The organism is Enterobacter sp. CP102, assembly GCF_025152625.1.
GTDB lineage: Bacteria > Pseudomonadota > Gammaproteobacteria > Enterobacterales > Enterobacteriaceae > Enterobacter > Enterobacter soli.
On record NZ_CP104014.1, the window covers coordinates 1,384,286 to 1,395,428 of the forward strand.

At 54.6% G+C, this 11,143-nt stretch carries 11 protein-coding genes; 5 read left to right on the forward strand and 6 right to left on the reverse strand.

Annotated elements, in window-relative coordinates; translation table 11 throughout:
- Window positions 1–3 precede the first annotated feature (3 nt).
- The 4 genes from galT to modE form a co-directional block, all read right to left on the reverse strand.
- Window positions 4–1,050 carry a galactose-1-phosphate uridylyltransferase gene (gene galT, locus N1249_RS06490; protein WP_259835620.1) on the reverse strand — a complete coding sequence of 349 codons (1,047 nt, stop codon included), beginning with the start codon at window positions 1,048–1,050 and terminating at the stop codon, window positions 4–6.
- Window positions 1,051–1,059: 9 nt separating this feature from the next.
- Window positions 1,060–2,076, reverse strand: coding sequence for a UDP-glucose 4-epimerase GalE (galE, locus tag N1249_RS06495; RefSeq protein WP_259835632.1), 1,017 nt, complete (start codon window positions 2,074–2,076; stop codon window positions 1,060–1,062).
- A gap of 199 nt (window positions 2,077–2,275) precedes the next feature.
- The gene (gene modF, locus N1249_RS06500) at window positions 2,276–3,748 is read right to left on the reverse strand and encodes a molybdate ABC transporter ATP-binding protein ModF (protein WP_259835635.1); all 1,473 of its coding nucleotides are present in this window, start codon (window positions 3,746–3,748) and stop codon (window positions 2,276–2,278) included.
- 67 nt (window positions 3,749–3,815) lie between these two features.
- Complete coding sequence (gene modE / locus N1249_RS06505; protein ID WP_259835638.1) at window positions 3,816–4,604, reverse strand: molybdenum-dependent transcriptional regulator; 789 nt, start codon at window positions 4,602–4,604, stop codon at window positions 3,816–3,818.
- A 127-nt stretch (window positions 4,605–4,731) separates the two neighbouring features.
- On the opposite strand from modE, the gene N1249_RS06510 reads away from it, so the two are divergent.
- The 4 genes from N1249_RS06510 to modC all read left to right on the forward strand — a co-directional run bounded on the left by N1249_RS06510 (window position 4,732) and on the right by modC (window position 7,583).
- Complete coding sequence (locus tag N1249_RS06510) at window positions 4,732–4,881, forward strand: AcrZ family multidrug efflux pump-associated protein (RefSeq protein WP_014069405.1); 150 nt, start codon at window positions 4,732–4,734, stop codon at window positions 4,879–4,881.
- A gap of 178 nt (window positions 4,882–5,059) precedes the next feature.
- Window positions 5,060–5,833 (forward strand): molybdate ABC transporter substrate-binding protein, encoded by a 774-nt coding sequence (gene modA, locus N1249_RS06515; RefSeq protein WP_259835651.1) that lies wholly within the window; start codon window positions 5,060–5,062, stop codon window positions 5,831–5,833.
- Entirely contained in the window at window positions 5,833–6,522 is a 690-nt protein-coding gene (gene modB / locus N1249_RS06520) for a molybdate ABC transporter permease subunit (RefSeq protein WP_259835667.1), read from the forward strand. Before modA ends, modB begins: the two co-directional genes overlap by 1 nt.
- A 2-nt stretch (window positions 6,523–6,524) precedes the next feature.
- Window positions 6,525–7,583 (forward strand): molybdenum ABC transporter ATP-binding protein ModC, encoded by a 1,059-nt coding sequence (gene modC / locus N1249_RS06525; protein WP_259835670.1) that lies wholly within the window; start codon window positions 6,525–6,527, stop codon window positions 7,581–7,583.
- On the opposite strand, the gene N1249_RS06530 is transcribed toward modC, so the two are convergent.
- Window positions 7,584–8,402, reverse strand: a complete 819-nt coding sequence (locus N1249_RS06530) for a pyridoxal phosphatase (protein ID WP_259835672.1) — start codon at window positions 8,400–8,402, stop codon at window positions 7,584–7,586.
- Between the two features lie 140 nt (window positions 8,403–8,542).
- Here N1249_RS06530 and pgl point away from each other — a divergent pair, with 140 nt between their 5' ends.
- Window positions 8,543–9,538 carry a 6-phosphogluconolactonase gene (pgl, locus tag N1249_RS06535; RefSeq protein WP_259835674.1) on the forward strand — a complete coding sequence of 332 codons (996 nt, stop codon included), beginning with the start codon at window positions 8,543–8,545 and terminating at the stop codon, window positions 9,536–9,538.
- 104 nt (window positions 9,539–9,642) lie between these two features.
- On the opposite strand, the gene N1249_RS06540 is transcribed toward pgl, so the two are convergent.
- Entirely contained in the window at window positions 9,643–10,926 is a 1,284-nt protein-coding gene (locus tag N1249_RS06540; RefSeq protein ID WP_259835684.1) for a putative acyl-CoA thioester hydrolase, read from the reverse strand.
- Window positions 10,927–11,143: the final 217 nt, after the last annotated feature.

Genomic DNA, 11,143 nt, shown 5'->3' on the forward strand with positions numbered 1-11,143 from the left:
TTTTTAGACTCCTGATTCGCGATAGTGAACGTCGCCAACGGCGCGCAGACGTTCTGCCGCCTGTTCTGCCGTAAGATCACGCTGGGTTTCGGCCAGCATTTCGTAGCCCACCATAAATTTACGTACCGTCGCGGAACGCAGCAGCGGCGGATAGAAATGGGCGTGTAACTGCCAGTGTTGGTTTTCTTCACCGTTAAACGGTGCGCCGTGCCAGCCCATCGAATACGGGAAGGAACACTGGAACAGGTTGTCGTAGCGGCTGGTCAGTTTTTTCAGCGCCAGTGCCAGGTCATCGCGCTGCGCATCGCTGAGGTCGGTGATGCGTTGCACTTGCGCTTTTGGCAGCAGCAACGTTTCAAACGGCCAGGCAGCCCAGTACGGCACAACGGCCAGCCAGTGTTCGGTTTCGACCACGGTACGGCTGCCATCAGCCAGCTCGCGTTGGGTGTAGTCCACCAGCATCGGCGATCCATTCTGCGCGTAATACGTTTTTTGCAGACGGTCTTCGCGTTCGGCTTCATTTGGCAGGAAGCTGTTTGCCCAAATCTGGCCGTGCGGGTGCGGGTTAGAGCAGCCCATCGCCGCACCTTTGTTTTCAAACACCTGCACCCAGGGATAGGCTTGACCTAACTCTGCGGTCTGTGCCTGCCAGGTGCTCACCACCTCTTTCAGGGCCTCGATGCTCAGTTCCGGCAACGTTTTGCTGTGATCGGGCGAGAAGCAGATCACGCGGCTGGTGCCACGTGCGCTTTCACAACGCATCAGCGGATCTTCGCTTTCCGGCGCATCCGGGGTGTCGGTCATCAGGGCTGCAAAATCGTTGGTAAAAACGTATGTGCCCTTGTAGTCCGGGTTGGTGTCGCCGGTGACGCGCGTGTTGCCCGGACACAGGAAACAGTCTGGATCATGCTGAGGCAGCGTCTGTTTTGCAGGCGTTTCTTGCGCCCCCTGCCAGGGGCGCTTAGCGCGATGCGGTGAAACCAAAATCCATTGCCCGCTGAGCGGGTTAAAACGACGATGCGGATGATCGACGGGATTGAATTGCGTCATGACAAATCCTTAATTCGGATAGCCCTGCGGGTGGCGTGACTGCCAGTGCCAGGTATCCTGTGCCATTTCATCAAGCGTGCGCGTTACACGCCAGTTAAGCTCTTTATCGGCTTTGGTTGCATCAGCCCAGTAAGCCGGAAGGTCGCCGTCGCGGCGGGGGGCGAAGTGGTAGCTCACAGGCTTGCCGCACGCCTTGCTGAAGGCATTTACCACATCCAGCACGCTGCTCCCGACACCCGCGCCGAGGTTGTAAATATGCACGCCCGGTTTGTCTGCCAGCTGCTGCATCGCCGCAACGTGACCATCGGCCAGGTCCATGACATGAATATAGTCACGCACGCCGGTGCCATCTTCGGTTGGATAATCGTTACCAAAAATAGCCAGTGAATCACGACGGCCAACGGCCACCTGCGCGATATACGGCATCAGGTTGTTTGGAATGCCCTGCGGGTCTTCACCCATATCGCCTGATGGATGTGCGCCAACCGGGTTGAAGTAACGCAGCAGGGCGATGCTCCAGTCAGGCTGCGCTTTTTGCAGGTCGGTCAGGATCTGTTCCACCATCAGCTTGCTTTTGCCATACGGGCTTTGCGGCGTACCGGTAGGGAAGCTTTCGGCATAAGGGATTTTTGGCTGATCGCCGTACACGGTGGCAGACGAGCTGAAGATAAAGTTTTTCACGTTTGCTGCACGCATAGCTGAAATTAAGCACAGCGTACCGTTGACGTTGTTGTCGTAATACTCAAGCGGTTTTGCGACCGATTCGCCAACGGCTTTCAGACCCGCAAAGTGGATCACGGTTTCAATGGCGTGGTCGTGAAGGATCTCGGTCATCAACGCTTCGTTGCGAATATCGCCTTCGACGAAGGTAGGTTGTTTGCCGCCAAGACGTTCAATCACAGGCAGCACGCTGCGCTTACTATTGCACAGGTTGTCGAGGATGATGACATCATGTCCGTTTTGCAGCAGCTGCACGCAGGTATGACTACCGATGTAACCGCTACCACCTGTTACCAGAACTCGCATATTTCGCTCCATTGGGCTTATGGTATGAATTAACCATAGCATAACAGAGACGCGAAAAGTGTGACATGGGATAAAATAGTGGAATCGTTTACACTAATCATCGCACCTTAATTTCGAATGGACGGTAGCATTCTAGATCAAAGAGATAACGTTGTAATGTTGCAGGTAATCTGAAAAGCGGGGGCTGGGCCCCGCCAGGTTAATCGATTTTGCTCAGAAGGTAGCGATAGCTCTCACCATCCGGGATGAATTCCAGGCGGTGGGTAATGCAGGAAGGGGCATCTTCGGCGTGATGTGACACAAACAACAGCTGGGTTTCACCTTCCCCGATCAGCACATCCACAAAGCGTCTAATCAGCTGGCGATTGAGCGGATCCAGCCCCTGGAGCGGTTCGTCGAGGATCAACAGGGTTGGATGTTTCACCAGCGCACGGACGATAAGCGCCAGCCGCTGCTGTCCCCACGACAGGCTATGAAACGGCGCGTCAGCGACCCGGTTATCCATACCCAGAATATCCAGCCACTGCTGCGCCAGCTTGTGCTGTTTGTCCGAAACCGCCTGATAAATGCCGATGGAATCGAAGAACCCGGACAAAATGACGTTACGCACCGTAGTGCTGACGCGATAGTCCAGGTGCAAACTGCTGCTGACGTAGCCAATATGCTTTTTGATGTCCCAGATGGTTTCGCCGCTTCCGCGACGGCGGCCAAACAGGGTGAGATCGTTACTGTAACCCTGCGGATGATCGCCGGTTATCAGGCTCAGCAGCGTCGATTTTCCCGCCCCGTTAGGGCCAGTGATCTGCCAGTGATCGCCAGGGTTTACCGTCCAGCTCAGCTGGTTGAGGATCGGGCGATCGTTATAAGAAACCACGCCGTTATGCAGCACAATGCGTGGCTGGTGGGGATCTAAACCGTGGCGGGCTGAAGGGGCGTCGGGCTCCGGAAGTGAAATGCCGTCCAGCTTTTCACTGTGCGCCAGCTGCGCAATCAGGGCCTGCTTCAGTAGTGCGGCTTTTTCGCCGGTTTCGGTCAGGCTACAGTCGGCTAAGACCCCGGCGTGTTGCACAAAGTCCGGGATTTCATCAAAGCGGTTAAGCACCAGAACCAGGGTGTAACCTTGCTGATTGAGCTTTTCCAGCAGGGTGGCCAGCTGGGCGCGGGATTGCACGTCCAGCCCGTCGAAGGGCTCATCCAGGATCAGCAGTTCCGGCTCGCTCATCAGCGCCTGACAGAGCAGCGTTTTTCGTGTCTCGCCGGTGGAAAGATATTTAAAGCGTCTGTCCAGTAGGGCGGTAATACCGAATTGTTCGGCCAGGTGCTGACAGCGTGCACTGTCTTTTATCTCATCCTGGATTATCTCGGCCGTGGTGCGGCCAGTATCTTCTTCACCGGGACTGAGTAAGTCGGTGTTGTTACGCTGCCACTCATCGCTGACCAGCTTTTGCAGTTGTTCAAATGAGAGGCGAGTCAGGCGCGTAAAGCCACATTGACGCTCGCCTTTAAGCTGCGTGAGCTCACCGGCCAGTGCGCGCGCCAGGGCAGATTTACCGCTGCCGTTTGTGCCGACAAAGGCCCAGCTTTCACCTGCGCGTAACGTTAAATCAGGAAGCGCCAGCGTTTGGGTATCGCTAAGACGAAACGTACCTTGCGAAATATGCAATGATGACATGATTTATCCCATTTTTTGCAGCAATAAGCGTCAGGGATACTCACAGTCGGCACGCTTGTCAATGCGCTTAGCATAATGTGGCGATAATCACCCGGTCTGCGTTGAAATATGCGGTGACGACAGCACCTTCTTCTAACTCAGCTGCATCGGCTACCGGTACCGTGGCACACAGAATTTGCCCATCCGGTAAGGTCATGAGCACCTCGCACTGCTCCTCGCCGCGTTCAATGTGGCTGATTGCGCCGTGCAGTTGGTTATCGGCGTGTTTTGCCAGCTCAGGGGCGCGCGTGATGCTGACCCAGGGGGCTTTCAGTAACACCAGAACTTCTTTACCTTCGTCCAGCCCGAGGCGCTCTCCGCTTTGCGCGGTGATAGCCGCTTTCAGACGCGTAGCGCCATCTGCCAGCAGGATCTCGATATGCTGTTGCACCTGTGAGTTGTCCCTGGCCGTGACGGTACCAAACCACTGGTTGCGGGCACTGGTCTGGAGCGAGAAGCGGGAAATGGCCGCCAGCAGGCTATCCAGCGGAACGTTGTCGTCGTCGCTTAAGACATCGAACGCTTTTTGCTGTATCTGCGCCAGCAGATCGTAAAGCTGAATCAGACGCTGACCGTAGCGGGTCAGTACCGCGCCGCCACCGCCCTTACCGCCGGTCGCTCTGTCGACCAGCGCCTGCTCGCTGAGGGTGTTCATCTCATTGATAGCATCCCAGGCGCTTTTATAACTGATGCCGGCGTTTTTTGCCCCCTGGCTAATTGAGCCGGTTTGCTCTATTTGTTTAAGCAGGGCGATGCGTCGTGGATCGGCGAAAAGCTTCTGCTGAAGTCGTAAGGTGAGGAGAATTTCGGCCTGCATAACAATGTCCTGGCAAAAAGCGTATTGTGACCCAAATGCCCCTGCGGGCAAAGTGCACCGCACAAAAGGGGATGTTTTTCTCACTCGAAAGGGTAGAATAAGCCGTTCACAATGTCTGGAGAAAACCATGTTAGAGTTGTTGAAAAGTCTGGTATTCGCCGTGATCATGGTACCAGTAGTGATGGCTCTCATCCTCGGTGCTATCTACGGCCTGGGTGAAGTGTTCAACGTGTTTTCGAACATCGGTCATAAAGACCAGCCTAAAAAGCAGCATTGATTCCCTACAAAACGCCCGGCCAGCCCGGGCGTTTTGCTCTCAAGTTTCTTCCTTTCCCGCCGATATTATTCACAACATCGGGTGAGTTTACTCATTAATCGGTACGATTTAACGCTAGGATATCCCTACAGTTGTCGTTATATTTGGATGTATATAACGACACTCACAGGAGCTACAGATGGCACGTACATGGTTACGCCTTTTCGCAGGGGCAACGCTGACACTTTCTCTGGCGGGGCACGCACTGGCTGAAGAAGGTAAAATCACGGTCTTTGCAGCGGCGTCGCTGACTAACGCGATGCAGGATATTGCAGCGGAATACAAAAAAGAGAAGAACGTTGAGGTTGTCTCTTCTTTTGCATCTTCTTCTACGCTGGCACGCCAGATTGAAGCCGGTGCGCCTGCCGACCTGTTCATTTCTGCTGACCAGAAATGGATGGACTACGCGGTAGAGAAAAAATCTATTGATACGGCAACCCGTGCCACGTTGCTGGGTAACAGCCTGGTCGTTGTGGCTCCAAAAGCCAGCGTGCAGGCGGATATCGCCATCAACAAAGAGACAAACTGGACTCAGCTTCTGAACGGTGGCCGTCTGGCGGTGGGCGATCCTGAGCACGTACCGGCGGGTATTTATGCCAAAGAAGCCCTGCAAAAACTGGGCGCGTGGGAGACGTTATCCCCTAAACTGGCCCCGGCGGAAGACGTACGCGGCGCACTGGCGCTGGTTGAACGCAACGAAGCACCACTGGGTATCGTTTACGGCTCTGATGCTGTTGCCAGCAAAGGTGTAAAAGTGGTTGGTACGTTCCCGGAAGATTCCCACAAGAAAGTGGAATATCCTGTTGCTGTGGTTGATGGACATAAAAATGCGACAGTCAGCGCCTTCTACGACTACCTGAAGGGCCCGCAGGCGTCTGAAATCTTTAAACGTTACGGATTTACGACTCACTAATGATATTGACCGATCCTGAATGGCAGGCCGTGCTGCTGAGCCTTAAAGTCTCTTCCCTGGCCGTTGTGCTGAGTTTGCCTTTTGGGATCTTCTTTGCCTGGTTACTGGTTCGCTGTAAGTTTCCAGGCAAAGCCCTGCTCGACAGTATTCTTCATCTTCCTCTCGTTTTACCCCCGGTTGTGGTGGGCTACCTGTTGCTGATTGCGATGGGGCGGCGCGGTTTTATCGGCGAATGGCTCTATGACTGGTTTGGCCTGACGTTTGCGTTTAGCTGGCGCGGTGCGGTACTGGCGGCGGCAGTGATGTCCTTCCCGCTGATGGCGCGGGCGATCCGCCTGGCGCTGGAAGGTGTTGACCTCAAACTTGAACAGGCGGCACGTACGTTAGGCGCAGGGCGCTGGCGCGTGTTTCTGACCATTACCTTACCGCTCATGCTGCCGGGCATTATCGTCGGTACTGTGCTGGCCTTTGCCCGTTCACTGGGCGAGTTCGGGGCGACCATTACCTTCGTGTCAAACATCCCGGGCGAAACGCGCACCATTCCGTCGGCGATGTATACCCTTATTCAGACGCCTGGCGGTGAAAGCGCGGCGGCAAGGCTTTGTATCATCTCTATTGTTCTGGCGCTGGTTTCACTGCTGGTTTCAGAATGGCTGGCGCGCATCAGCCGTGAACGGATGGGGAGATAACCATGCTGGAGCTGAATTTCACCCAGACGCTTGGCGACCATTGTCTGACGCTGAACGAAAACCTGCCGGCCAGCGGCATTACGGCTATTTTTGGCGTCTCCGGGGCGGGGAAAACCTCGCTGATTAATGCCATTAGCGGGCTGACGCGCCCTCAGTCAGGGCGCATCGTACTGAATAAGCGCGTCTTAAATGACGTGGAAAACAAGGTTTACCTGTCGCCGGATAAACGGCGCATCGGCTACGTTTTCCAGGATGCAAGGTTATTCCCGCACTACAGCGTGCGCGGCAATCTGCGTTACGGCATGGCAAAAAGCATGGCCGGGCAGTTTGATAAGCTTGTTGCGCTGTTGGGCATTGAACAGTTGCTGGACCGTCTTCCGTCTTCGCTTTCTGGCGGTGAGAAGCAGCGTGTGGCCATTGGCCGTGCTTTGTTGACCGCACCGGAGCTGTTATTGCTGGATGAGCCACTGGCATCGCTGGATATCCCGCGCAAGCGCGAACTGCTGCCATATCTGCAACGCCTGGCCCGTGAAATTAATATCCCGATGCTCTATGTCAGCCATTCGCTTGATGAAATTCTGCATCTGGCAGACAAAGTGCTGGTGCTGGAAAACGGCAGTGTGAAAGCGTTCGGCAATCTGGAAGAAGTGTGGGGCAGTAGCGTCATGCATCCATGGCTGCCAAAAGAGCAGCAGAGCAGCATCCTGAAGGTCAGCGTGCTGGAGCATCATCCGCACTACGCCATGACCGCGCTGGCGCTCGGCGATCAGCATTTGTGGGTCAATAAGATTGATAAACCGCTTCAGTCTGCGTTGCGTATTCGCATTCAGGCCTCGGATGTCTCACTGGTGCTGCAACCGCCTCTGCAAACCAGTATTCGTAATATTCTGCGCGCCAAAGTGGCTCAATGTTTTGACGATAACGGACAGGTGGAAGTGCAGCTCGAGGTTGGCAGCAAGACGCTGTGGGCGCGTATCAGCCCATGGGCCAGAGATGAGTTAGGGATCAAACCTGGCCTGTGGCTTTACGCGCAGATCAAGAGCGTCTCGATCACCACCTGATCACAGCAGGTGGGTATAGATATACTGCGCAATGCTGTCGGTGGTGTTGTCGCCAATCACCACGTTGGCGCGTGCTTTAATGGCATCATCAGCATTACCCATCGCCACGCCGGTGCCTGCGGCTTCCAGCATACTGATGTCGTTATAGTTGTCGCCAAAGGCAATCACGTCCTGCATTGACCAGCCCTGAGACTCCACATACTGCGTCAGGCGTTTGCCTTTGCTGTTGCCTTTACGGGCAATATCCACCTGATCGTGCCATGACCATTCGCACTCCAGACCGAGCGTTTGCTCGACGTGTTTAGCGAAGCCGTTCAGTTTGGTGGTGTCTTCGTCCGTCAGGGCGAATTTCCAGACCGCGTCGACATCCGCCGCCGCCTGGCGCAAAGAGGCAACCTGAGTAAAGACCGGACGCTGTGCTTCAGGTAACGATAGCGCCCAGTTGCTGGTACGGATAACGTGGCCCGTAGGGCGTTCATACACCATCGCGTTATCCACATACATCAGGCCATGAATGTTGTGTTCATCCAGCAGATCAATCAATTGCAGCGCCTGTGGCACCGGCAGCGGATCGGACTCCAGAACCTTTTTTGCCTGATAATCATACAAATAAGTGCCATTACAACAAATTGCAGGTGTATCTAACGCCAGTGCCTGATAAAAAGGATGAATGGCAACGTGATGTCGACCCGTTACGATCAGGAGTTGATATCCCGCTTCTTTGGCGCGCTTCAGCGCTTCGAGAGAAGAGGGAAGCAGGGTTTTTTGAGGGGTAAGCAGTGTTCCGTCTAAATCCAGTGCAATCACACGCGAGGTCATTTGTTCTTCCGGGTTAATATTGAATTTAAGGTCTTAGGGGATGGTACACCGAGTGAATATCGCTGCAAAATTCCTGGCTAAAATTCAGCATTCGCCGTTAAAAATAATCACTTTCACGCGCAGTGAGGAAAGGAGTATTCATGAAACAAACCGTTTATACCGCCAGTCCTGAAAGTCAGCAGATCCATGTCTGGCGTTTGAATGCAGAAGGTTCACTCACGCTGGTTCAGGTTGTTGATGTTCCCGGACAAGTTCAGCCGATGGTCGTCAGCCCGGATAAACGTTTTCTCTATGTTGGCGTGCGCCCTGAGTTCCGTGTGCTTGCTTATCGCATCTCCCCGGATGATGGTGCATTGACCTACACCGCCGAAGCTCCGCTGCCGGGCAGCCCAACCCATATCTCGACCGATCACAAAGGCAACTTCGTGTTCAGCGGCTCCTATAACTCCGGCTGCGTCAGCGTGACGCGTCTGGAAGATGGCATCCCGGTTGAAACGGTTGATGTGGTTGAAGGACTGGAAGGGTGCCACTCTGCCAATATCACCCCGGACAACCGCACGCTGTGGGTTCCTGCGCTGAAGCAGGACCGCATCTGCCTGTTTACCCTGAGTGACGATGGTCACCTGGTTGCGCAAAACCCGGCTGAAGTGACAACCGTTGAGGGCGCAGGCCCACGTCACATGGTGTTCCACCCTAACCAGCAGTACGCTTATGTGGTGAACGAGCTGAACAGCTCTGTGGATGTGTGGGAGCTGAAAGATCCAAATGGCGAGATTGAGTGCGTACAGACACTGGATATGATGCCGTCAGACTTCTCCGACACCCGCTGGGCTGCGGATATCCACATTACACCGGATGGCCGTCATCTTTACGCCTGTGACCGCACCTCCAGCCTGATTACCGTGTTCAGCGTCTCTGAAGACGGCAGCGTGCTGGCGATTGAAGGCTTCCAGCCAACGGAAACCCAGCCACGTGGCTTTAATATCGACCACAGCGGGAAATACCTGATTGCGGCGGGACAAAAATCCCATCACATTGCGCTATACGAAATCAAAGGCGAGCAGGGCTTGCTGGAAGAGAAGGGCCGTTATGCCGTAGGCCAGGGGCCAATGTGGGTTGTTGTTAACGCACACTAAGCGGTGTAAAACAAAAAACCTCGCAGATGCGAGGTTTTTTTATGCCCGGTGAACGGGCTTTATGGGCCGGGTAAGGCAAAGCCGCCACCCGGCAAAAGGACATATTACTGCTTAGGCTCAGCAACCACTTTGCTACCCAGACCGCGGTTGTTGTACTCCCACATGCGGTTGAAGTTAGCGTCGTTCAGGTTGCGCTGCACGTTGCCTTTATCATCCACGGCACCGGTGTTGCCGGAGAATGGACGTTTAGACACGGCGGCGTCTGCCCACGGTTTTGCCGTGTTGAAACCTTCGTTGATCACGCTGTCGCGGATAACCACCTGGCCGTTGGTGGCAGAGTCCAGATCCAGAGAGCGACCCAGTTGCGCAACGCCTTCACCGGACGCGGTGAAGCGGCTGTTTACTGCCAGGAAGCCGTAGAACAGGCTGGACTGTGTTGCCGGTGCGAACACATACCCTTCCTGCTGGGTACGGGAGTTCACTACGCGGAAATCGGTGTTATCAAACACTACCGCGCCACGGCCGGAGACGAGGTCTACATCGCCTTCAACGTAGCTGTTGGTGACCAGAGTACGGGTCAGACGGTTGTTCACCAGCGCGTTCTGTACGCCGCTGTTGGTCACGAAGAAGGTGTTCTGACGACCCAGAATGTTCACGTTATTAATCTGAACCTGATCGCCATCGCTGCGCAGTGCAACCGCCTGATGAGTACCGGCATCCACGCTATCACCCAGGGTGTTTTGAATGGTCAGGTTCTGCAACTGGAGACCGTTGTTCTGCGACCAGAATACCGCAGAGCACATCACACCTACGGTTGCGGTACGTTTGCTCTGGCAGTTATCGAACATATACCACGCAGGTTTGCCCGGCATATATTTCCCGGCCGGGTTCACCAGGCGACGCCAGGTGTTGCTGTCGATTTCGGAGTCAATCGCCAGACCAATTTTCACGTCGATGGCTTTTTCGCCCGTACCGTACAGGGTAATGCTGCCCGGGGCGGCAGGCACGTATACGGTGCCTTCGTATTCACCTGGCAGGATCGCGATGTACTGACGGGATGCACTGTGTTTGGTGATTGCTGCGTCAACCGCTGCCTGAATAGAGGTGTGCGTAACACCCTGCGTGCCTGCCGGGCCGACGACGAAATCAGGCTGCTTAGGCAGGTTGATTGAAGACGGGCTCCACGGTGCCCCATTTGGGTCCATTGCCGTGAAGTAACGCGCCTGGCTGAAGTTTTTCGCTTCATCAGCAGACAGAATCGGACGAGATGCTGTGCCCGGTGCAACCTGCTCAGAAGGCTGCTGGTCCGGTGGCGTTGAGCTACATGCGGATAATGTCACGCCAAAGGCGAGTGCTAACGCCAGACGGGAAATCCTGGAAATGTTCAAGGTAAAGCTCCTGGGTATGCAAGTCTTAACGGGATAGACGAAATAGCCTGCTTTTTTATACTAAGTTGAGCGAAACGGGAAGTTTAAATGGTAAAAAGTTGCATTTTTCGCCCGGCGGATGCGGGAAAGTAATCACAAATAAATAACATTTTCCGTAAAGGCGGTTGACAGCGGCAAACAGATGAAAATAAATGTCTATACAACCCATGACAAGTGG